Genomic DNA, 22,625 nt, shown 5'->3' with positions numbered 1-22,625 from the left:
CCGGACATGGCATTGAACTCGCGGTACGGCCCTGAACTCGCGCTTCAGGGACACTTCGCAGGTCAGGGCCGTTGTCAGACCCTCCTGCGAGACTCGCAGTCATGACCGACCGGTGGGCTCTCGCGCCGGCCGAGGACGGCGGCGCCGAGCTCGCCCCCCTCGGCCCCGACGGGCTGCCCACCGGACCGCTCCTGCGGGAGCCCGACCTCGCCGAGTCCGTACGGTCCCGGCCGGACGTCACACGCTGGGTGTGGCGGGCGACCGCCGAGGTCTACCCGCGCCTGCGCGACGCGGGCGTCCGCGTGGAGCGGTGTTACGACATGGAGGCCGCCGAGACCCTCCTCCTCGGCCACGAGGGACGGCTGGGCGAACCCCGCTCGGTGGCCGCCGCCCTGGGCAGACTCCGCGGCGGCCCCGTACCGCCGGATCCACCGCAGCGCTCCGCCGAGCCCGGCTCGCAGTCCTCCCTCTTCGAGCCCCGCCCCGTCCACGTACCGCTGGCACAGCTCATCGAGGTGTACGGGGAACAGCAGCGAAGACACGAGGCGACCGCGCATCCCGGGCGGATGCGGCTCCTGACGGCCGCCGAGTCGGCGGCCATGCTCGTGGCGACCGAGATGAACGCGTCCGGGCTGCCGTGGAGCGCCGACGTGCACCGCGAGGTGCTGCGCGAGCTGCTCGGCGAGCGGTATGCGGGCGGGGGCGAGCCGCGCCGCCTCGCCGAGCTGGCGGACGAGGTGTCGGCGGCGTTCGGGCGCCGGGTGCGGCCCGATCTGCCCGCGGACGTCATCAAGGCCTTCGCGCAGGCCGGGATCAAGATCAAATCCACCCGGCGCTGGGAGATCGAGACGGTCGACCATCCGGCGGTGAAGCCGCTCGTCGAGTACAAGAAGCTGTACCGGATCTGGGTCGCCCACGGCTGGTCGTGGCTCCAGGACTGGGTGCGGGACGGGCGGTTCAGACCGGAGTACCTGCCGGGCGGGACGGTCACCGGGCGCTGGGTGACCAACGGCGGCGGTGCGCTGCAGATCCCCAAGGTCATCCGACGTGCCGCGGTCGCCGACCCCGGCTGGCGGCTCGTCGTCGCGGACGCCGACCAGATGGAGCCGCGGGTGCTGGCCGCGATCTCCCGCGACCCCGGCCTGATGGAGGTCGCCGGGCGGGAGACCGACCTCTACCAGTCGGTGTCCGACCGCGCCTTCTCCGGCGACCGCGCCCAGGCCAAGCTGGCCGTGCTCGGCGCGATCTACGGCCAGACGTCCGGCGACGGCCTGAAGAACCTCGCGCTGTTGCGCCGCCGCTTCCCCAGAGCGGTGGCGTACGTGGACGACGCGGCCCGGGAGGGCGAGGAGGGGCGGCTCGTACGGACGTGGCTGGGGCGGACCTGCCCGCCGGCGGTGGGGTCGGACTCCTCGGGGGAGGAGGCGGGGATTCCGGAGAGCGCGCAGGACGAGTCGGGGGAGGCGGCCTTCGGCGGCTCGGGGCGCGCTGCCGGCTCGGGCCGCGCTGTGGGGTCCGGCGGTTTGGACGGCTCCGGCGGTTCGGATGGCTCCGGCGGGTCCGGTGGGTCCGGTGGCGACGAGTGGGTGCCGGGGTACGCCTCCAGCAACTCCCGTGCCCGGGGCCGCTTCGCGCGCAACTTCGTCGTGCAGGGCAGCGCCGCCGACTGGACCCTCCTCGTACTCGCCGCACTGCGTCGCGCCTGCCGGGACATGGCGGCCGAGCTGGTCTTCTTCCAGCACGACGAGGTGATGGTGCACTGTCCGGCGGCGGAGGCCGACGCGGTGGTCGAGGCCATCCGGGAGGCGGCGGAGCTGGCGGGGCGGCTGACGTTCGGGGAGACACCGGTGCGGTTTCCGTTCACTACGGCGGTGGTGGAGTGTTATGCGGACGCGAAGTGAGCGGGAGGGGAAGGGCGCTGGAGGGGATGGGGCGCGGGAGGGCAAGGGACGCGGGAGGGCAAGGGACGCGGGAGGGCAAGGGACGCGGGAGGGCAAGGGACGCGGGAGGGCAAGGGACGCGGGACGCGCCCTGCGTATTTCCGGTCCCCCCTGCAATCAATCTCCTTGTGCAGAAGGTCAGTTGATGCGGCTCAGCAGTAGGTCCCGCAGTTCGTCGGTCACCGTGGTGTCGGTGCCGTCCAGCTCGTCGAGGGCCAGTTCCCACTGCTCGTGGGCCTCGCCGGTGCGGCCCGCCGAGGCGAGCAGGAGGCCCTGCTGGTGCCGGGCGAGACCGGCGGTATAGCGGTCGGCGCGTTGTTCGGCGCGTTCCAGCAGCAGGGCACACTCGCGGGCGGCCCGCTCGGGGCGGTCGAGGGCGCGCAGCGCGCGGACGAGTCCGAGGCGGGTCTGGGATCCGCTCTGCCAGTCGACGCCGTCCGAGACGCTCAGGGCACGGTCGAAGTGCTCCAGCGCGCGGGCCGGTTCGCCGAGCGCGAGGTGGGCGTACCCGATGTTGCAGTGCCCGGACTCACGGACGCGGGAGTCGCCCATGGTCTCCCCGAGCGCGAGGCTCCGCTCGTGCCACTCGATGGCGGCGCGGGGGTCGGTGTGCTCGTGGAGGTTGCCGAGGTTGCTGTAGGCGACGGCCTCGCCGTCCATGTCGCCCAACTCCCGTGCCAGTTCCAGGCTTTCGCGCAGGGCGAGCTCGCACTCGACGTACCGGCCCAGGCTTTCGAGCAGCAGCCCGCGGTTGCTCAGGCAGCGCTGGATGCGCGAGACGACGCCGAGGCCGCGCCAGCGCGCGAGGGCCTGGTCGGTCAGGACGAGCGCCTTGCCCGCCTGGCCCCGCATGAAGTACAGGCCCGCCAGGTCGGACAGCGCGATCGCCTCGGCGGCGTCGTCCCCCAGCCGCCGCGCCACGTCCAGCGCCCGCCGCCCGAGCGCCGCCAACTCGCGCAGCCGGCCACGGCGTTGCAGGTACGGGAAGAGGGCGCGTACGAGAACGGGGACGAGCGGGGACGCGGCGGCGCGGCCCTCGACGAGCGCGACGACGTTCGCCACCTCGCGGTCGCCCCAGGCGACGGCCTCGGCGGCCGAGGCGAACGGCGCGGCTTCCCCGCCTCCGGCGCCCGCCCGCTCCGACTCGGCCGCCGTCGCGCCCAGCCGGTTGTCACGGTCGACACCGGAGGGGAGCAGAGCGAGCGCACATTGACGGGCGGAGGCGATGTACCAGTGGAGGGCGATGTCGGTGGGGTGGGGGTTGGTGGGGTGGGGGTTGGTGGGCCCGGAACCCATGGAGCCGAGACCTACGGCTTCGGCCTTCGTCCCCGTTTCCTCCCCCTCCCCCTCCCCCACTTCCTCGGCCGTCTCCCGGGCAACCACGTCCGCCTCCCGGGCAACCCCGTCCGTCTCCCGGGCGGCCTCGCGGGCGAAGTCTCGTACCAGGTCGTGTGGGGTGTAGCGGCCGTATGTCGTTTCGTCGAGGAGGGCCACGTCGACCAGGCGGTCGAGGGCGGCCTCGGTGCGGCGTTCGTCGGTGTCCAGGAGGCGGGCGAGGAGCGCGACCCCGTACGTCGGAAGGTCGAGCGCGCCGATCCGGCGCAGGGCGAGCGCGGCATCCCGGTCGGCCTCGCGGTCCGAGGCCCGCAGCGCGTCGAGGGCCACCGCGAGCGAGCGGCGCACGCTGAGGTCGTCGTACTCAAGGTGGTGCAACCGTCCGTCACTGGCGGCCAGTTGGCCGGCGAGCGCGTCCGGTGTGAGGACCTGGCGGGCTGCCAGCCGGGCCGCGACGATCCGCAGCGCGAGCGGCAGCCGTCCGGTGAGGCCGACGAGCGGGTGCGTACCGTCGAGGCCGTCCCGTCCGGAGACCGCCCGCAGCAGCTCGGCGCTCTCCTCGGCGGAGAGGGGAGCGAGCGGGAAGCGGGTCACACCGTCCAGCGCGGTGAGGGGCGAACGGCTGGTGACGATCACCGCGCAACCGGGGCCCGCCGGGAGCAGGGGGCGGACCTGCGCGGCGTTCACGGCGTCGTCCAGTACGAGCAGGGTGCGGGTGGGCGCCAGCAGCGAGCGCAGCAACGCGCTTGCCGCGTCGGGGTGTTCGGGCACACCCCGTGGTTCCACGCCCAGGTCGCGGAGCAGCGCGGCGAGTGCCCGCCCGACGGTGAGCGGCGGCACACCCGGCGTGGCCCCGTGCAGCCGTACGTACAGCTGGCCGTCCGGGAACTCCGCCCGCAGCCCGTGTGCCACCCGCACACCCAGCGCGCTCTTCCCGACGCCCGCCATGCCGCTGATGACGGCCACGCGCGGGTGCCCGCCCCGGGCCGCCACGAGCGCGGCGCGCAGGCCGCCGATGGTCTCGGCGCGGCCCGTGAAGCAGAGGGGAGCGGGAGGGAGTTGGGCGGGACGGGGGACGCTGACCGGCACCTTCGGAACGGCGGGTGTCGCGTGGGCCGCGTGGGCCGCGTGGGCCGCGTGGGCTGTGGGAGCAGCCGGAGTCGTATGAGCCGCGGGAGCCGCGGGAGCCGCGGATGCAGCCGGGGCAACCGGAGCAACCAGAGCAACCAGAGCAACCAGAGCTGCTTCCCCTGAGGGCGGGCGGGCCGCCCCGACGAGGCCCGTGCGGGTCGAGGGCGGCTCGGCGGGCAGCAGCGCGGAGACGTCGTCGCCGTCGTCGCCGTCGGCCGACTGCCGATCGGCGGGAGCCGTTGCCTCAACGACACCAACTCCGTCACCCACGCGGTCACCTGGCCCGTCACCCACCCGGTCACCCACCCGGTCACCCACTCCGTCACCGGTCCGGTCCCCGGCCCCTTCAACAGTGAAGGCATCACCAGTGACGCCATCACTCCCCGTCCCCGCATCCTGGTCCCGCAGGATCTCCAGGTGGGCTTCCCGCACCGCGAGCCCCGGTTCGACGCCGAGTTCGCGGATGAGGGTGCGCCGGAGGTCTCGGTGGACGGCGAGGGCCTCGGCCTGGCGGCCCGTCCGGTAGAGGACCATCATCAACTGGCGGTGGAAGGCCTCCCGGAGGGGGAACTCCGCGACCAGCGCGGCCAGTTCGGGCGCCAGGCCGGCGAGCCGTACGCCCCCTCCCGAGACCCCGCGGCCCAGCTCCAGCTCCGCGTCGTACCGGCACTCCAGCGCGAACAGCCTTGCCTCCGCCAGGCGTTGGACGAGCGAGAGCCCCCCGGCCCCCGGCGGCATACTGCTCAGTGGGGTGCCGCGCCACAGCCCGAGCGCCGCCCCTGCCTCGGTCACGGCCCGTTCCCAGTCCCGTCGTGCGTGTGCCGCGCGGGCGGCGGCGATCCGGGTCTCGAAGAGGCGTACGTCCAACTCGCCCTCGGAGACGCGCAGTCGATAGCCGGGCGGCACCGATCTCAGCCGGTCCGGGGCGTCCAGGAGCCGTCGCAGACGGGTCACGTGGTTGTGCAGCGACGCGTGCGCGGACGCGGGTGGCGTCCCGCCCCAGAGCGCGTCCTTGAGTACGTCGACGGAGACGACCCGCCCCGGTTCCAGGAGCAAAGCGGTGAGCAGCACCCGTCCCTTGGCGCTGCTCACCGGCCGAGGCGTGCCGTCGGCGCCGTACACGACGGTCGGTCCGAGAAGTCCGAACCGCAGCCCGGAACACAGCTCGGGCGGCGGCATGTGCGCCCCCTCCGACGGCAGCCCAAGCATCGCCCCGGCCGACGGTCCGGCAGGCGGGACGTGCGACGGGACGGACGAAAGGACAGGTGACGGGGGAGGTGATTGGGCAGGTGATGGGGCCGGTGACGAGGCAGGTGATGGGGCAGGTGACGGGACGGGCGATCGGCCAGGGCGCTGCCCGGCCCCCCGCTCCGACCGCTGTCCGCCGTCCACCTGTCCGCCTCTTCCCGTCGACGGCCATCAGCGACCATCCGCGGCCGTCAGCGGCCTGAATCCGCCGCTCCCGCCGCCCCTCGGGCGAAACTCTGTGCCTCGCCACACCGTTCGCCCCAATGTTAGCGATCGGTTGGCGTGGCCTGATTTGATCATCACTCGGACCCGGTCGCTCCGGTACGCGGTTGGCGTCGTAAGTCGCCGCGGCTCGGGGGAGTGTCACCGTCGCGATCGGGTCCTAAAGCACGTCAGCGGGCTCAGGAGCACGCGTGAACGGGTCCGGGAACATCCGTGCGCGGGCCCGAGGACAAGTTCAAGGGCAAGCCCGAGGACGACGCGACAGCACGCGTCCGCCCTCCGAGGCCACAGCCGACCGGGGCTTCCCGCAAGCAAAAGCCGGGCCGGGCCGGGCCGACTCAGATGATCGGCGGCCGTCCCAGTCGCGTCAGCCGCCATACCGTCCGCCAGCGCATCGGGCGGCGTTCTCCCGCCGGTGCCCGGAGCCCCTCCACGAAGCCGCCGAACCAGGCCCGCAGCCCGCCGACGGACCGCGTCCGTACGAGAGTCAGCGCGATCCAGACCGCCAGGTGGACCGGGATGAGCGGGAGCGGCAGCCGGCGCCGGACCAGCCAGACGCGGTTGCGGGCGGTGACGCGGTAGTAGATGGCGTGCCGTGCGGGTGAGGTTTTGGGGTGCTGGAGCAGCAGTTCGGGCTCGTAGCGGATGGTCCAGCCGGCGTCGGCGGCCCGCCACGCCAGGTCGGTCTCCTCGTGTTTTCTTACCTGAGGAGACAGGGCGCACCCCTTCACCAGGAGACTCACCTCGCAGACATGTATTCGACGTGCCAGAGGTGCTCCGTTCACGGCTAGCATCGGCGTCTTCGTCGACCACTGGAGTTTGCCGTCATGTCATTGCTGCGCCTCGGAGTCGTCATCGTGACGATGGGTACTCGCCCGAGGGAGTTGGAGGCTCTGCTCGCCTCGGTGGAGAAGCAAGACGTGCCTCCGGCGAGGGTGGTGCTGATCGGCAATGCGACGCCTCTCATCGACGTGGACGTCCCGGCGAACGTGACCAAGGTCCCGCTGGAGGAGAATCTGGGCTGCCCCGGCGGTCGCAACGTCGGTCTGGAGATGTTGCGCGACTCGGGCGGGGTCGACGTCGTCATCGAGCTGGACGACGACGGCCTGCTCATCGCCGACGACGTGTTCCGCAAGGTCCAGCAGTTGTTCGCGGAGGACCCGAAGCTGGGGATCATCGGTTTCAGGGTCGCTGATGAACACGGACATACGGCGCGACGCTGGGTGCCCCGGTTGCGCGCGGACGATCCGATGCGCCGCGGTCTGGTGACCGCCTTCCTCGGAGGAGGCCACGCCTTCTCGATGCCCATGCTCCGGCAGATCGACTTGTGGCCGGCGGAGTTTTTCTTTGGGCATGAAGAGTCTGATTTGGCATGGCGTGCGCTTGATGCGGGATGGAAGATCCTTTACGAACCCGAGCTCGTCCTCCAGCATCCGAAAACGTCTCCCGCTCGACATGCGGTCTACTACCGGTTCACCGCCCGGAACCGTGTCTGGCTGGCCCGCCGCCGACTGCCGATGCCATTGATTCCCGTCTATCTCGGCGTGTGGATCCTCCTCACAATGCTGCGGATGCGGTCCCTGACGGGTCTGAAAGCGTGGTGGGGCGGTTTCATCGAGGGCGCTCGGACTCCGTGCGGCCCGCGCAAGCCGATGAAGTGGCGCACGGTATGGCGTCTGACCCGGTTGGGTCGCCCGCCGATCCTCTGAAGCTCATCGCCCGGGCCTCAGCCCTCCGTGGAAGATCGCGAACTGTTCATGGGACACGCCGAGCACGTTCCCGGTCGCGCGACCGGCGCCAATTACGACCACGATGCCCCGACGGTTCAGAAGGTGCCCGTAGTTCAGGGCGAGTTGGTGGCCCGGCAGCACATCTGCCGGGCCACATTCCGCTCAGCGAGGGGCCGTGCGCCTTTCGAGACGGGTGCCGTGGCGAAGGGTGATCGATATCAGGTCGCTGGGGGCGGCCAGCTCCAGGCGATGCCAGCGCCCCCGGGGGACGATCGCGGCGGTGCCTGCCTGCAACCGCACCATGTCCTCGGCGCCGCCGGTCCTCGCGGGACGGAAGTAGAGGCGGACACCGCCGGTCAGGCAGCACACCGCCTCCTCGGCCTCCGGGTGCATCTCCCAGTGGTCGGCGTGGACGTCGGCGTCGGTCTCCACATGGAACGTCGCGATCTGCCAGGCGCCGGAGTCGCTGCTCGTCATCCGCCGTTCGGCGGCTTGGACATCGCCGTCGGGGTGGATGTGCAGCGCTGAGGCGAACAGGTCAATGGGTGAGATGGGTGTCGTCGTCATGACGGCGTTCCTTCCAGTCGGTTCTCTGCAGGGGCGGCAGGTCGCGGCGCAGGTGTTTCGGCCCGGCGGCGGGGCAGCACACTGATTGCCACGACCGCCGCAATCACGAAGAGGGCGGCGGCGGCCAGGCCCAAGGCGTAACCGTCGTTGAGCGCGGCGGGGTCGGTGGCCGTGCCGGTGCGGTGTGCGGCGATCGTGGCCAGGGCGGCCAGGCCGATGCAGCCGCCGAGTTGGCGGGAGCTGTTCATGAGGCCGGAGGCCATGCCGGCCTCGCGGGCGGCGACGCCGGTGGTCGCGGCGGCAACGATCGGGGCTATGACCAGTCCGACGCCGACGCCGGTGATGATGCAGGGGCCGAGCACGTCGGTGAGGAAGCCGCCGTCGGGACTGATGAAGGTGAACCAGGCCAGGCCCACGGCGGCCAGCAGGGCACCGGGCACCAGGGCCGCACGGGGGTGCGTGCCGCGGTGACGCGGGTCGCGACGAGGCTGCCCGCGACCAGGCTCGCGGAGAATGGCAGGAACGCGGCGCCGGTAGCGGCGGCGCCCATGCCCAGAACCTGCTGCGTGTACAGGGACACGAAGTAGAACGCCGCGAACTGTCCAGCAGTGGAAAAGAAGACCAGCACGTTGGCGCCGGCGACCCAGCGGCTGTGCAGCAGACTGAGGCGCAACAGCGGTGCGGGAGCCTTGGATTCGGCGTAGACGAAGGCGGCCAGGAGCGTGGTGGCGGCGACGAGCATCGCCCACGTGGCTGGAGACTCCCACCCTTGCGCGTCGGTGCGGACGACACCGAGCACCAGCAGCCCGACTCCGCCGGTGGCCAGGACAGCGCCGAGGAGGTCCAACCTCTCGCGCCGGGCGGGGCGTGCTTCGGCGGGCACGCCTGCGAGAACCAGCGCGAGAGTCACTGCCACGATGGGCAGGTTGATCAGCATGACCCAGCGCCAACCCGCGTAGTCGGTCAGCAGCCCACCCGCCAGCACGCCCAGTGCTCCGCCCGCGGCGTTCACCCCGCTCCACACCCCGAGCGCGCGCACACGCTGTGGGCCCTCGGTGAACGTGGTCGTGAGCATCGCCAGCGCGGCCGGGGTGGCCGCGGCGGCCCCCAGGCCCTGACCCGCGCGGGCGGCGATCAGTTGCCAGGGTGCCTGTGCCAGCCCGCCCGCCAGCGAGCACAGCCCGAAGACCGCCAGGCCCAGCACGAACAGCCGACGCCGGCTGTACAGGTCGCATGCGCGGCCCCCCAGCAGCAGAAATCCGCCGAGCGTGAGCGCGTAGACATGCACGACCCGCGACAGGTCCAGCGGTGCGAACCCGAGCGCGGTGCGCATCGCGGGCAACGCGACGTTGACCACCGACAGGTCCAGGGCGATGGCGAACTGGGCGACGGCTGCCGCCGCAAGCACCACTCCGGGGCACTCTCGCGATTTTTTATACATGTAAGAAAAGTAGCCTTAGGGGATCGCCGCTGTCGAGGCCTGGAGGATGATGAAGGCATGCCACAACCGTCCGCACCGCGCAAAGCACTCGGCCGACCTCCCCGTATCTCCCGAGAGGAGGTCATCCAGACGGCCCGCCGGATCGTGGACGCGGAAGGCGTGGATCGGCTGACCATGCGGCGGCTGGCCACGGAGATCGGCAGCACGCCGATGGCGCTCTACCACCACGTCCGCAACAAGGAAGAACTACTCGTCCTGCTACTGGACGACTACGCAGCGCGGACGCTCCACCGACCCGAACTGCCCGCCGAGCCTCGCGAGCGGATCGTCGTCGCCGCTGCCGCGATCCACGAGGCGCTCGCCGTCTGCCCCTGGATCGTGGAGGTGCTGACCGCCGACGACTTGATGTCCGCATCCGCCTTGTGGTTTGTCGAGCAGATCGTCGACGGCCTGGTCGAGTGCGGCCTGTCCCCTGAGCGGGCCGTACACGGATACCGCGCGATCTGGTACTACACCGCCGGAGAGATCGTGATCCGGACGACGGCGGCCCGGCGGCGCGCAGACGATGACCGTCTCACATACCGGGAGCGAGTCTTCGCCGCTCTCGACCCGAGCGAACTCCCCCGCTTGGCACAGGTCGCGGACCACTGGGTGCCACTGACCACCGAAGACACCTACCAGGATGGGCTCCAAGCCCTGGTGGATGGCCTTCTCGCCACCCGCTGACGGGGTTCCGCAGCCGACGATGTGCGCCTGGCCCCTGACTGGGCACTTGCCCCGTCTGCAGGGGGCGATGCACTCGCCTTCATGCTGATGAAGTCACCCCTGGAGAGGTCGGAGGTGGCGGACGGATCCCGATGGCTGTTGTTCGAGCAGGAGCGCTTGGAGTTCGGCGATCTTCCGATCCTGGGAGCGGTTGTTGTCCCGGGCGGCGGCGAGCCGGGTCGTCAGCGTGTGGTGATCCGCGGTCAGCGTGCGGAGCTGCTGCTTGAGGGTGGCGCTCTCGGTGGTCAGGCGCTGGACGGCGTCCGCGGGCAGGTCCAGCTCGAGGTCCCGGATCCGGCCCATGAGTTCGCCGATGTGCCGACGCTGCGCCTGGATCTCCGCCACCGCGTGCCGGAGCGCGTCCTCGGCGTTCAGCGCGCGCTCGCGCCAGGATGCCTCCACCGCATCGGCGGTTTCCTGTCTGCTGCGGGCCTGGCGGCCCTCGGCCTGGGCAACAGCCTCGGCGACCAGCTGGCGGGCGGTGGCGTTCTGGTAGAGGAAGGCGCGTGAGACGCCAGCACGTCGTTCGACGGCCCGGACGGTCACCGGGGCTCGTTCCTTGCGTATCGCCGCGAGCGCGTCCCGAACCCGGACGAGGAGCTTCTCGGTGTGCTGCCGACGGGCCTGGACGGCGCGGGCGGTCTGGGCTGATGTACTGCCGCTCATGCGACTTCGTCCTCCTGATCGTCAAAGTCGTCGGCGCCGACGTCGGTGAGTTCCTCGACGGGGAAGCCGGTGTTCCACATGTGGCTGAAGTAGTCCTGCGGGCGTCGCAGGTCCATCGCGAGCGCCTGGTCGAGCAGGCCGAGCCCGGCCAGGGCCTTCTCCAAGCCGTCGATCGCCCGTGCGGTGGGCTCGAAGACCTTGTGGAGGTAGTCGGCCGTGGCGTCGTCCGGGGCTCGTTCGGCGATGGAATACCACTGCTCGCGCTTGCGTCGCCAGTAGAGGAGGTCGGCGCCGGTCATTACGAGCTTGTCGCAGCTGTCGCAGTCCAGGTTCCTGGGGCATTTTCCGCCGTCCACGACGACCTGGGCCGTGCAGAGGCCGCCCAGGGTCGGTGTGCACCGGCGTCCCACGTCCACCGCCATGGCCAATGCGGTCTCCCGGCTGAGCGGGTTGGTGGCTGTGTCGAAGAGCGGCTCGCCGGGGTTGGCGGTGCCGGGCCCGCCGACCCAGACGCGGGGCAGGAGGTCGTCCAGTTCGGAGCCGGCGATGTCGACGTAGTGCTCGGCCATGCGCTCGGAGACCTGCCCGAGGTACTTCTTGATGTGCGTGAGCGACGCCCCGGCCCGAAGCAGCTTGGTGGCCAGGGTGTGGCGAGCCTGATGCGGGACTCCCCGTCCCAGGTCGAGCGTCGTCACCCAGGCCCGGAAGGAGCTGCTGAAGAAGCCGTAGGAGATCGACTCGGTCTCCCGTGGGTTCTTCACGTGGGTGGGGAACAGGGCCATCTGCTCCTGTTCCAGCACGGTGGGCAGGCGTCCCTGCCGCCGTTCGAAGCGCTGAAGCGTCGTCTTGCGCCGGCTGTCGAGGCGAGTGAAGAGGTACTCGGGGATACGGATCCCCTCCTCGAGGTTGCCGACCTTGGTCTGGTCGTGCCAGAGCATCGGGACCCCGTTGAGGTAGGAGATGCAGCTGAAGCGGAGCTTCAGGACCTCCGAGCACCGTCGGCCGGTGTAGACCAGGGTCTCCCAGGCGTCCCGCAGCCCACGGTCGTTGCCATCCCAAGTGGCGGCGAATCGCTGCAGGTTGTCCTCGTCGGCCAGGGCTCGCGCGAGCCGATCGTCGAACGGACGCCGCTTGCGGCCCTGGCTCCTTCCACCACGCGGCAGCGCAGTGATGAACGCCCGGTCCAGGCCGATCGCGTCGGCCTTCCCGCTCTCCAGTAGTTCGTAGAGAACCTTGCGTACGTAGTTGAATGTGGTCCTGGCGCTGGCCTTGGTCACCGTCGCGGGCGAGCCGTCGGTGCGGCGCAGAACCAGCGATGGCAGGTTGCCGGCAGCTCGGTGCCGGTGATCGGCGGCGAAGTTCTCCGCGTGCCTGCTCGTCAGCAGCTTCGGGTCGTGCCCGCCCTCCGGGGCCTCGACCTCCAAGAACGCTCCCAGCTCCGACAGCCCCCGTCGAGCCGAGTCCAGTGGGCCGCGGGACCGGGGGCAGTTCACGGACTGCAACAGACTGGCGACATGGTCCCAGAGCACGTTACGCAGCCAGCGCTGCGGCACCGCGGACAAGTCGAAGCAGGTGTCCGTGCCCGGGAACCGGCGTCCAAAGTGCTCGGTCTCGATGAACCCGGCCTCTCGGCTGTCTTCCTTCGTGTAGTAGATCGGCCGGAGCCGACTCAGGACCTCCCGGGCGATCTGCCGCGATCTTGTCTTGCCCTGGTCCAGATCGAGACCGGCGATGGAGTCGACGTCATACTCCCGGCACTCATTGGTCAGCATCCGCAGGTCGGTGACCGACCACTGGGTGCGGCTGCCGTCCCGGGTATGGGCCTCCAGTCCCCACTGCAACTCGGCCTTGGCCAGCGGCCGCATGCCGGTCATGTTGATCTGCCCGATCTGGTAGACCGGCTGCTGCTTGGCGCACCACGCCTCGAACGCCGACGGATCCTCGGTCAAGACGGGAAGAGACTGGCCTGTCCGCTCGTAGTGCCGCTCCCACGACCGGGGCAGACGCGCCTTGCCCGGTCGGCCAGCGGCGATGTAGCGCTCCCTGTGCTGTGCACACAGCCCCAGCGGCGTATCGGCCAGACGCTCACATGTCGATGCTCGGCAGGTCCCGTAGCCATGCGGATAGGGGACCTGGTCGCGCAGCCAGGAGGAATAGTCGGCAGAGGCCCTGGCCCGGCGGACGTAGTTGTTCCACTGCCGGTAGTGCATCATGCAGATCCGCCTCGACCGGACGTGAGCGGGCCGGTCAGGGCAGATCGCGCACAGTTCCGGCTCGCATCCTTCCTTGGGCTCCAAAGGTTCCGCGATGGCGAGGAACACAGCCCGCGTCGCCTCCCGTGGATCCCGGGCCAGGTACTCGTTCCACTCCTTCTGGTGGGTGTGGCAGAAGTCGCCGCTGCTGTTGCGGATGCGCAGGCACTCGGGAACCGCGCAGCCCCAGCCGTACTTCTCATGGTCGGGAGGGATCTTCAGCACATCGCCGCGGAAGAGCGGATCGAAACTCGGCCCGTTGATCAGGGCCTCAAGCAGCTCCAGACGATCCCGGCCGACCTGCCCAAGACCCCGGTCAGGCAGTGCCCGCAAAGGTGAACTCAACTCGGCTCACCCCACACGGTGTTCAGTGCGGTGACGAATGCAGGGTCGTGGACGTCGGTGTGCCCGTAGACCTCCTCGACGGTTTGCGCGGACGCCCAGCCACCCGCATCCCGTGCGATCACCGCATTACCGTCCGCGGCGTCGAGGACAGCACTGCCGAACCGATGCCGGAACATATGCGGCTTGACCAGACCCAAATCCAGCCGGTAGCCCGCTCTCCTCAGCAGCTTGCGCGCCGAGTCAGCTGTCCAGGGCAGCCCGGCGGCGGGCCCGCGGAGATTGACCAGGAGCATGCCGTGCGTGGCGTCCGATGGGTACTCGGTGGTCATGTACTCGAAGTAGGTGTGAACCATCGCCGGACTCACCCGCCGGATCGTGCCGCCTTGAACGACCCCGTCCTGGACCACCCAGTCCTGCTTCGTCTTCACCCGGGACCGGTTCACGTTCGTCTCACGGTGACAGATGTGCACATGGGCCGAACTGCACTCGCCGCAGCCCGCGTTCTCCCGAAGATGCAGATCGATCAGGTGCATCCCCGTCAGCTCGCCGATCCGGAAGCCCCCGTCGTCCAGCCACGTCACGACCATCCGGTCCCGCGCCGTCTTGAAGTCCTCCAGCAGGACCTCCCGGGTGCCCTCCGGCGGCAGCTTCGGATGACGCCGCCGAACCACCCGCTTCGGCCTCAGCTTGTTGGCCGGCGTCTCCCGCATTACATGGCCGAGCAGGGCACGATTCCGGTCGGCCTTCGTCGGCAGCCGGGTCTCGCCGAACTCCCTGGCGACGGCCTCATTGGTCCCCAGCTTCCCCTGGTGGACGTAGAACCCCTTCAACGCCGCCGCGGCGGTCACCAGCGTGCTCTGCCGGTAAGGCCTCTTCCCGTCCCGCCACGGCTGCCCGAACGGCCCACTGAACTCGGCGCCGACCGCCCCCATGTACCGCTCGAGGTCGTAGAACGTCACCGTCTCCGGCGACAGGCCCTCGTAGGGCAGCCACCGCAGATGATCCACGAGCAGATACGCGTACGTCCTCGCCGTACCGACGTCGCATGTCCGCAGGAAGCCGTCCGCCACGGAATGTGCCTGACCGCCCGGTTCCACGATCGTGTACGCGACCCGGCCGTCCCCCCGACGGATCTCCTGTACCCGCAGATCCCCGATGACTGTCCGTCGACTCACCTGTCCCCCCTCGCTGCATCCAGTCACACGTCGCACACATCACGTGTTCGGCTGGTTAACGAGGCTGGGACGCAGAAGGCAACGCCCTCAACACACATCAACTACACATGGCAGGCGGGCAAGTTAACTCGTGCGCGAAGAAGAACTCGGCCGGCCAGTCCCCGGTCCGCGCGAGCATCTCCATGGAGAGGGCGTGTCCGCCGCCGAGGAAGCCGGTGACCTCCCCGCCCCGCATCGGGTCCCTGGCACCGAGCCGGGGTACGTGCCGCCGCTGGGTCTCGCCGTGCTCGTCGGCGATGCGGAAACCGACGATGCCGAGGCGCGGCTCGGCGGCGTACAGGTCCCGTACCCTCCGCAGGACGTCGGGGTCGACGAGGAGCCCGTCGTCGTCCAGGTCGACGACGACGTCCACGTCGCCGAACTCCCGCAGCCGCCGCAGTGCGACGTTCCGGCCGCCCGGACAGCCGAGGTTCTCGTCGACCTCGACGGCGGTGACCTCGCCGGGCAGGCCCAGCCGGTCGGCGAACTCGGGCAGCGGGCAGCCGTTCCCGACGATCACGATCCGCGCGGGTGCGAGGTCCTGCTTGGCGACCGACGCGAGCAGCGCGTCGACCTCCTGGGGCCGGGTCCCCATCGTCACCACGGCCACCGCGATCCGCGGCCCCATCGACACGACGCCCACCCCCACCACTCGGCCCTCGACCGATACCGAAGGGCGATGCTAGCCGTTCATGGTAAGGACTCCTCAAGTACGCCGACGCTCTCCGCGCCGTACGCATTCAGGCCTGCCCGGTCGTTTCCGGCCCGTGCTTCACCTTCGTACTCCCTCCGTATCCCTTAATTCCCGCACCTCCACGTATTGCCGTCATCGGCCCGGTGACAGGTAGCGTGTTCACCGCCCGCTTCCAGAAGGAGCCCGAGACATGACCGTATCGATCTCCCTCCTCCTGATGGCGGTCGTCGCCCTGGCGGCGGCGGTCGCGGCGCCCCGCGTGCTGACCCGGGCCGGCTGGCCCGACCGGGAGCCCGTGCTCGGGCTGTGGGTGTGGCAGTGCCTGGTCGCCACCGTGCTGCTCTGCTGCCTGACGTCGCTCGTCCTGAGCGCCTCGGCCGTCTTCCACACCGTCCGCGGCCATGTCTTCGCGCCCGCGCCGCCCTCGGTGACCGCGTCGTACGACCTGGCCGCCGCCCCGCCCTGGACCACCGCGCTGGCGCTGCTGCTGGCCGGTGGTGCCGCCTGGACCACGGCCATGCTCGCGCGGGAGGTGGTGGAGGCCCGCAGGCGCGGCCGTCTGCGCCGCGCGCACCTGCGCGAACGCGCCCCCGAGCTGCCGGCCGGGCTCCGCGACTCCCGCGGCCCGCTCCTCGTGCTGGAGGACGAGTACCCGGACGCCTGGTGGATGCCGGGCAGCCCGCCTCAGCTCGTCGTCACCACGGGCGCCCTGCGGCGGCTCACCGACCACCAGCTGGACGCCATCCAGGCTCACGAACTCGGCCACGCCCGCGCCCGCCACGACTGGCTCCTGCACCTCTCCCAGGCGCTGGCCTCCGGTTTCCCGGGCATCCCGCTGTTCACGCACTTCCGCGACCAGACCCACCGCCTGGTCGAGCTGTCCGCCGACGACACGGCCTCCCGCCGCTGCGGCCACCTCACGACGGCTCTCGCGCTGATCACGCTGAACCAGCACCGGGGCGTCCTGTCCTGCGCCACTCCTCGCCCCCTGCTCCACCAGCGCGTGGAACGCCTCCTGGATCCCCCGCCCCGCCTCACCCGGTCCCACCGCCGCGGCACGACGACGGCCGCGGCCCTGGCCCCGCTCGTCCCGCTGCTCATCGCCTTCGGCCCGGCCCTGGCGACGCTCGCGTCCTAGACCCTGTCGCGCCGGATCAGTTCACAAGGCGTCGGCCCAGTTTCGTAGTGCCTCGGCCCAGTTCGTAGTGGCTCGGATCCTCAGTTCGTAGTGGCGTGGCCCAGCTCGTAGTGGCTCGGATCAGTTCGTAGTCCTCTCCCTCTCCCTCTCCCTCTCCCTCTCCCTCTCCCTCTCCCTCTCCCTCATGGGCCAACTCCGGTCTGCCCACTGCCACTTGTCGCGGCGGCAAATGAAACACTGAGCAACCCTTTGGCCTTGGTTCTCATCCTCTTCTCACGAAAGAGCGAGACGCCCGGGAAACGTGGGGCACCTGAGGTGCCGGGCGCCGGATCCAAGCTGAGGAGAAGACGTTGATCCATGCCCGGCGCACATTGGTCGCCGCTGCGGCCTTGTTCGCGGTGGTGGTGGGGTCGCCAGGACCGGCGCAGGCCCAGCCTGTCGCCGATCCCGTACCTCGCGCACCATCGGCCGACCCCGACGGCGGACTACCGAAGGGCTGGGAGATCACCGGCAACCGCTCCGGCCAGCAGCTGACCTGGCGCTCGACCGCGCCGGTGACCATGGGGAACGCCGCGATCGAGTTCTACGCCGGGGACCGGTTCCTCGGCCGGCCCGAGGGCGCCAAGGACGGACGTACGTTCAACCTCGGCCTCGCCGGCGTACGCCTCGGGAAGGCGACGGACCTGCACGTGAAGGCCGGTGGGCGCCGCCTCGACGCGGCCGGTGACACGGACACCTCGCAGCGGCGGCGCACCAAGGCTCCGCCGAAGCCCTCGGCCCGGCCGCCCGCCAACCGCGTGGACCCCGGTGTCCCCGGCCCGTACGGGACCGTCTCCGGCGAGTACGACCTGAAGCCGGTCAAGCTGCCCGGCTTCGCCGCCCCGGTGGAGATGCGCGCGGCCGTGGTCGCGCCGACCGGAGCCCCGGGCCGTCGGCCGGTGGCCCTGTTCCTGCACGGCCGCCACGCCTCCTGCTTCAGCTCCGAGGGCGAACACGGCGAGATGGTGGGCGGGTGGCCCTGCCCCGCCGGTTCGAAGCCGCTGCCGAGCTACCGCGGCTACCTGCACGATCAGAAACTGCTGGCGTCCCAGGGCTATGTGACGGTGTCCATCTCCGCCAACGGCATCAACGCGCAGGACGACCGGGCGGATGACGGCGGAGCGCAGGCCCGTTCGTCCCTCGTACGGCAGCACCTCGCCGACTGGGCGAACTGGTCGGGCGCCGGACAGGCCTCGGCCCCGGAGATCGTACGGAAGGCCGCGAAGGCCGACCTGTCCCGCGTGCTCCTGGTCGGCCACTCGCGGGGCGGCGAGGGCGTGAACCGGGCCGCGATGGACAGCCTCGTCAAGCCGCCCGCGGACCAGGACGGTTACCGGGGTCCGGTGAGCTGGAAGATCCGCGGAACGGTCCTCATCGGCCCCACCATCTTCGGGCAGAATCCGGCGCCCGACGTGCCGTCGATGACGATCCTGCCCGGCTGCGACGGCGATGTGGCCGATCTCCAGGGTGAGATCTACGTGGACGGGACACGCGGCGTCAGCCGTGGTGCCGCCCTGCACAGCGCGGTCTACATGGTCGGCGCCAACCACAACTTCTTCAACACCGAGTGGACGCCGGGCCAGGCCGAGGCGAGCGCCGAGGACGACTTCTCGGACGACCCGGAGAATCCGGACGCGGTCTGCAAGCCGGGCACCGCGACCCGGTTGACGGCCAAGCAGCAACAGGCCGCCGGTTCCACGTACATAGCCGCCGCGGCCCGGGTGTTCGTGGCCGGGGACGACAAGGTCCGTCCGCTGCTGGACGGCTCGAACGTGCGGGCGGCGTCGGCCGGTCCGGCACGCGTCCTCACCCACGCCGTCGGGGCCCGTCGCACCGGCGGGTTCCTGCCGAACACCCCGGTCACGGTGGATGGCGGCCGGCTGTGCGCCCAGGTCGACCCCGACCCGGCCACCGCCTGCCTGAACCCCGAGGAGCCCGGGACGTCACCGCACTTCGCCCGGTGGGAGTGGGAGGTGTCGCGTGAACCAAACCGCAACGCCGTGGCGCTCAAGTGGTCGGCACCGGGTTCCGCGGTACGGGTAAAGCCCGGGCGAACGGTCTCCGTAGCCGGAGCCAAGGACCTGTCCCTGCGGGTCATCGTGCCGCCGAACACCACCGGCACCCGGATGGACGTGTCCCTCACGGACGCCGCGGGCCGACAGGCGAAGCTCGGCGGCATCAGCGTGGACGGCCTCCCGGGAACCGACCGGACCGCCTCGTACTGGGGGCAGGAGGTACGCGTACCGCTGGCCGCCGCGACCAGGGCCGGGCTGGACCTGAAGCGGGTGAAGTCCCTTGCGCTGACACCTCGCAGCGGGTCGGGACAGGCGTGGCTGATGGACGCCTGGGGCTGGCGCCCCGGCATGGCGGAGGTGCGGCCGGTCGTGATGCCACGCGTCGACATCGGCCGGTTGCAGGTCAAGGAGGGTGACTCCGGAGTCCGGACCTACCAGGTGCCGGTGCGGGTCTCCGGCGAGGGCAGCGGCCGGATACGGCTCTTCGTCGCCAAGCCCGGGTCGAACGACTCCACGTCCCGGTTGGTGACGGTGCGTCCCGGCAGCGACAGCGTCGACGTGCCGATCGACGTGGAGGGCAACACCCGCTACAGCTCCGGCTCGGAACGGAACGTGTTCGCGAAGGCCGTCCAGGGTGCCGTGGTCGGCAGCCACCGAGGCGGCGTGACCGTGGAGAACGACGACCCGATGCCGACCTACAGCGCGACACCGGTCGCGGACCGGGTCACCGAAGGCAAGAGCCTGACCTGGCGGATCACTCAGTCGGCGCCCGCCGACTCCTACCTGTGGCTCAACTCCGCCTTCGTTCCGGTCGGCGGCGGCGCCGAACTGTCCACCACGGACCTCGCCCCGGACTGGGTCGAGGAGAACATCGGCGAGTCACCGACCCCGGCCACACCGCTGTCCGAGGTGGGATCGTTCTACCTGCCCCTCGAATTCCCCGCAGGGCAGGTGAGCGCCGAGGTGACCATACCCACCGTCACCGACACCGTGAGCGAGCCGGAGGAGTCACTGCGGATCCAGCTGTCCTTCACGAAGGAGGACGGCGAGGAGGCGATGGGTCCGGTCCTCACGGGAACGGTTCTGGACGCGGGGTAGGTCCGTAGACAGGTAAGTAGGTAGGCAGGTCGGGGGTGTGGGGGCCGGAGTTTTCCGACACCCACACCCCCGCATCCGTGGTGGGCTCAGCCGGCGGACCGCTGATCCATGATGCGGCGCAGTTCCTCGCTGAAGTCCCCCGCCGTCGGCTCCAGCAGGAGGGCCGCCAGGGGGATGTCCGCCCGCAGCCGTTCCCGGAGGGTCTCCACGACGCGCAGCACCTTGAAGGAATCGCCGCCCAGGTCGAAGAAGTCGTCGTCCCGGCCGACGGCGGAGACCTGGAGAACCTCGCACCACACCTCGGCCACGACGCTCTCCACGTCCAGATCCATATCCACATTCACGTCCGCGTCCGCGGCCACATCAGCGGCCACAGGCGCGGCTTCGGCCGACCGTTGTGCCGCTCGGGCCTCCAGGAGGCGGCGGTCCAGCTTGCCGTTCGGTGTCAGGGGCAGTTCGTCAGTCATCTCGATGGCCGACGGCACCATGTACGGCGGGAGCCAGGTCCGCAGGGCCTCGCGTACGGACGACGTCAGACTGTCGTCCGATGCCACGGCCTCCTCGGGCACCACGAACGCGGCGAGCCGCTTCTCGGCACCCGAGCCGTGCGCGACGACCGCCGCCTGCCGGACCCCCGCACAGCGCTTGGCGGTCTCCTCGATCTCGCCGGGCTCGATGCGGATGCCCCGGATCTTCACCTGCCGGTCGGCCCGGCCCAGGAACTCCAGCGCACCGTCGGGACGCGCCCTGACCAGGTCGCCGGAACGGTAGAGGCGGCTGTCCGGGCTCACCCCGGGGGCGTTGGGAAGACGCTCGGCGGTGAGGAAACGCTCAGCCGTGAGTTCGGGCCGGTTCAGATAGCCGAGGGCGACGCCCGCGCCGCCGATGTACAGCTCGCCGGGCTCCCCGTCGCCCACCGGGGCGCCGTTCTCGTCGAGGATCCACAGCTCGGTGTCCTGGATGGCGGGGCCGATGAGCACGGTGTCCGGGTCGGGATCGCGCGGGCACACCCAGGCCGTGGAGTAGATCGTGCACTCACTGGGCCCGTAGATATTGGTGAGGGTCGCGGTGGAGCGCGCGTGGAAGCGCTTGACGAGGTCGGGGCCGAGCGGTTCGCCGCCGGTGATCAATTGCCGCAGCCCGTCGTACCGCTCGGCGGGATCGCGGGTCAGCAGGAAGAGTTCGAGCTGGGAGACGCCGTAGTAGACCGTCGTGATCCCCTGGTCGCGTATGAGCGCCGCGAGATGGTCCGCGTCGCGATGGCGGCCCGGGGCCGCGATGACGACGGTGGCACCGGCGAGCAACGGCCAGTACAACTCACCGAGATACATGTCGAAGGTGCACACCGTGTGATGCATCATCCGGTCGCGCTCGTCCATGCGGTGCGTGGTCTGCAGGGCCGTGATCCGGGAGACGAGAGCGCGGTGGCTGATCAGCGAGGCCTTGGGGCGGCCGGTGGAGCCTGAGGTGTAGATGACGGCGACGGGGTCGTCCGCCGATGCGTTCCCCCGTACCGGTTCGAGTGTCGGCAGGTACGTGGCGCACTTCTCGTCCGTCAGGACGACCAGATCCGACAGGCCCGACAGGCCCGACAGACCCGGTACGTCCGAAAAGCGGTCGCGCAGCGCGGAGTTGGTGAGTACGGCCCGGGGTGCGCAGTCCTGGACGGCACGCAGGATCCGCCGTGTCGGGTCGCCCACGCCGAGGGCCGCGTGGGCGGCGCCCGCGAACATGGCGCCCAGCACGGCCACCACGAACTCGACGGAGCGCTCGTGGTGGACGACGACGCGGTCTCCCGCCCGTACGCCGTGCGCGCGCAGGGCCGCGGCGGTCCGTAGGACCCGGTCCCTCAACTCGCCCACCGTCAGGACGGTGTCGCCGGAGACGAGCGCGGGGAGTCCGGGATCGCGCTCCCACCGTTCGAGCAGGAGCGCGTCGAGCCGGTGCTGCGTATCGACTGCGACGGTCGTCATGGACGTCAACCTCAGTTCGGCCGGGTACGGGATCTATGACTGTTCTGTCGCGAACTGGTCGAGGTTGCCGACGAGGGCGTCCACCACCAGGGCGGGGCTCTCCGTCAGCAGCATGTGGCCGCCCGGCAGCCAGACACTGCGGGTGTTCTCGCTGAACAGGGCCCAGTCGGCGGTCCGTTCCTCCGGGCACAGCGGGTCCTCGTCCCCGAACACGGTCAGGAGGGGACACCGGAGAAGGGGGTCGGGGCCCGTCGAGTAGTCCTCGACGGCACGGATGTCCGCCACGATCGTCGGCAGCACCAGCTTGAGCATCTCCTCGTTGGCGGCGAGTGTTTCCGGGACTCCGCCGATCCCCGCGAGGATCGCCAGTACGTCGTCGGTGTCGTCGGTGTCGTCCGCGTCGCGCAGCAACCGGCGCTCGGGATCGGGCTTCTCGTTCACCGCCCACTGCGAGACGGCCACCATGCCGGTGACACGGCCGGTGTCCTCGCGTTGCAGCGCGCGCACGGCTTCCAGGCCGATGACCGCGCCGAAGCACACCCCGACGACGATCAAGGGGGCGGTGCCTGGCAGGGCCCGGGCCGTGGCCACGACGTCATCGACCAGGCCTGGCAGGTCCGGAACGCTCTCCCGGATACGCGTCTCCCGGCCCGGCAGCCGGGCCGTGGCCACCAGCCAGTCGTCCGGAGCGTGCTCCGCGAAGCCGCCACCGCTCGCCGCCCCGGCGCCGGCGTGCGGAACGATCAGCACGCGCAGCGAGGCGTCCTGCGGGTCGGCGCCCTTGAGGGCGAAGGTCTTTGCCGACATGCTCT

At 70.8% G+C, this 22,625-nt stretch carries 12 protein-coding genes and 3 pseudogenes; 5 read left to right on the top strand and 10 right to left on the bottom strand.

The window, feature by feature from the left end:
• Positions 1-101: 101 nt before the first annotated feature.
• Positions 102-1,901 carry a bifunctional 3'-5' exonuclease/DNA polymerase gene (locus OHA11_RS26150; protein ID WP_266500299.1) on the top strand — a complete coding sequence of 600 codons (1,800 nt, stop codon included), beginning with the start codon at positions 102-104 and terminating at the stop codon, positions 1,899-1,901.
• Between the two features lie 177 nt (positions 1,902-2,078).
• On the opposite strand, the gene OHA11_RS26145 is transcribed toward OHA11_RS26150, so the two are convergent.
• Both OHA11_RS26145 and OHA11_RS26140 read right to left on the bottom strand, forming a co-directional pair.
• Complete coding sequence (locus OHA11_RS26145; protein ID WP_266500298.1) at positions 2,079-5,585, bottom strand: BTAD domain-containing putative transcriptional regulator; 3,507 nt, start codon at positions 5,583-5,585, stop codon at positions 2,079-2,081.
• A gap of 629 nt (positions 5,586-6,214) precedes the next feature.
• Positions 6,215-6,571: pseudogene (locus tag OHA11_RS26140) on the bottom strand (glycosyltransferase family 2 protein); the annotation flags it as partial.
• Positions 6,572-6,703: 132 nt separating this feature from the next.
• On the opposite strand from OHA11_RS26140, the gene OHA11_RS26135 reads away from it, so the two are divergent.
• Positions 6,704-7,585, top strand: coding sequence for a glycosyltransferase family 2 protein (locus OHA11_RS26135; RefSeq protein WP_266500295.1), 882 nt, complete (start codon positions 6,704-6,706; stop codon positions 7,583-7,585).
• A 183-nt stretch (positions 7,586-7,768) separates the two neighbouring features.
• Here the strand turns inward: OHA11_RS26135 and OHA11_RS26130 are convergent, their stop codons facing one another.
• Both OHA11_RS26130 and OHA11_RS26125 read right to left on the bottom strand, forming a co-directional pair.
• Positions 7,769-8,173: a cupin gene (locus tag OHA11_RS26130; RefSeq protein WP_266500292.1), complete on the bottom strand. Its 405-nt coding sequence runs from the start codon at positions 8,171-8,173 to the stop codon at positions 7,769-7,771.
• Positions 8,170-9,614, bottom strand: a pseudogene (locus tag OHA11_RS26125) (MFS transporter). Before OHA11_RS26125 ends, OHA11_RS26130 begins: the two are co-directional and overlap by 4 nt.
• A 57-nt stretch (positions 9,615-9,671) precedes the next feature.
• Between OHA11_RS26125 and OHA11_RS26120 the strand changes: the two are divergent.
• The gene (locus tag OHA11_RS26120) at positions 9,672-10,340 is read left to right on the top strand and encodes a TetR/AcrR family transcriptional regulator (protein ID WP_266500289.1); all 669 of its coding nucleotides are present in this window, start codon (positions 9,672-9,674) and stop codon (positions 10,338-10,340) included.
• A 93-nt stretch (positions 10,341-10,433) separates the two neighbouring features.
• On the opposite strand, the gene OHA11_RS26115 is transcribed toward OHA11_RS26120, so the two are convergent.
• The 4 genes and pseudogenes from OHA11_RS26115 to OHA11_RS26100 all read right to left on the bottom strand — a co-directional run.
• Complete coding sequence (locus OHA11_RS26115) at positions 10,434-11,045, bottom strand: DUF6262 family protein (RefSeq protein WP_266500287.1); 612 nt, start codon at positions 11,043-11,045, stop codon at positions 10,434-10,436.
• Positions 11,042-13,630, bottom strand: coding sequence for a site-specific integrase (locus tag OHA11_RS26110; protein ID WP_266500285.1), 2,589 nt, complete (start codon positions 13,628-13,630; stop codon positions 11,042-11,044). Before OHA11_RS26110 ends, OHA11_RS26115 begins: the two co-directional genes overlap by 4 nt.
• Before the next feature lie 8 nt (positions 13,631-13,638).
• Positions 13,639-14,817, bottom strand: a complete 1,179-nt coding sequence (locus OHA11_RS26105) for a tyrosine-type recombinase/integrase (RefSeq protein WP_266500284.1) — start codon at positions 14,815-14,817, stop codon at positions 13,639-13,641.
• Positions 14,818-14,944: 127 nt separating this feature from the next.
• Positions 14,945-15,484, bottom strand: a pseudogene (locus OHA11_RS26100) (glycosyltransferase family 2 protein); the annotation flags it as partial.
• 256 nt (positions 15,485-15,740) lie between these two features.
• On the opposite strand from OHA11_RS26100, the gene OHA11_RS26095 reads away from it, so the two are divergent.
• Positions 15,741-16,688, top strand: a complete 948-nt coding sequence (locus tag OHA11_RS26095) for a M56 family metallopeptidase (RefSeq protein ID WP_266500282.1) — start codon at positions 15,741-15,743, stop codon at positions 16,686-16,688.
• Positions 16,689-17,038: 350 nt separating this feature from the next.
• Positions 17,039-19,840: a hypothetical protein gene (locus OHA11_RS26090; protein ID WP_266500279.1), complete on the top strand. Its 2,802-nt coding sequence runs from the start codon at positions 17,039-17,041 to the stop codon at positions 19,838-19,840.
• Between the two features lie 86 nt (positions 19,841-19,926).
• Here OHA11_RS26090 and OHA11_RS26085 read toward each other — a convergent pair whose 3' ends face one another.
• Positions 19,927-21,813 (bottom strand): amino acid adenylation domain-containing protein, encoded by a 1,887-nt coding sequence (locus OHA11_RS26085; RefSeq protein ID WP_266500275.1) that lies wholly within the window; start codon positions 21,811-21,813, stop codon positions 19,927-19,929.
• A gap of 33 nt (positions 21,814-21,846) precedes the next feature.
• Complete coding sequence (locus OHA11_RS26080) at positions 21,847-22,620, bottom strand: thioesterase II family protein (protein ID WP_266500272.1); 774 nt, start codon at positions 22,618-22,620, stop codon at positions 21,847-21,849.
• Positions 22,621-22,625 lie beyond the last annotated feature (5 nt).

This window comes from Streptomyces sp. NBC_00878, assembly GCF_026341515.1.
Taxonomy (GTDB): Bacteria; Actinomycetota; Actinomycetes; order Streptomycetales; family Streptomycetaceae; genus Streptomyces.
This window is presented reverse-complemented; position numbering and strand designations above follow the sequence as displayed.

Coding starts and splice junctions, on each gene's coding strand:
- OHA11_RS26150 (WP_266500299.1), top strand. CDS start 102: ATGACCGACCGGTGGGCTCTCGCGCCGGCCGAGGACGGCGGCGCCGAG.
- OHA11_RS26145 (WP_266500298.1), bottom strand. CDS start 5,585: ATGCCGCCGCCCGAGCTGTGTTCCGGGCTGCGGTTCGGACTTCTCGGA.
- OHA11_RS26135 (WP_266500295.1), top strand. CDS start 6,704: ATGTCATTGCTGCGCCTCGGAGTCGTCATCGTGACGATGGGTACTCGC.
- OHA11_RS26130 (WP_266500292.1), bottom strand. CDS start 8,173: ATGACGACGACACCCATCTCACCCATTGACCTGTTCGCCTCAGCGCTG.
- OHA11_RS26120 (WP_266500289.1), top strand. CDS start 9,672: ATGCCACAACCGTCCGCACCGCGCAAAGCACTCGGCCGACCTCCCCGT.
- OHA11_RS26115 (WP_266500287.1), bottom strand. CDS start 11,045: ATGAGCGGCAGTACATCAGCCCAGACCGCCCGCGCCGTCCAGGCCCGT.
- OHA11_RS26095 (WP_266500282.1), top strand. CDS start 15,741: ATGACCGTATCGATCTCCCTCCTCCTGATGGCGGTCGTCGCCCTGGCG.
- OHA11_RS26085 (WP_266500275.1), bottom strand. CDS start 21,813: ATGACGACCGTCGCAGTCGATACGCAGCACCGGCTCGACGCGCTCCTG.
- OHA11_RS26080 (WP_266500272.1), bottom strand. CDS start 22,620: ATGTCGGCAAAGACCTTCGCCCTCAAGGGCGCCGACCCGCAGGACGCC.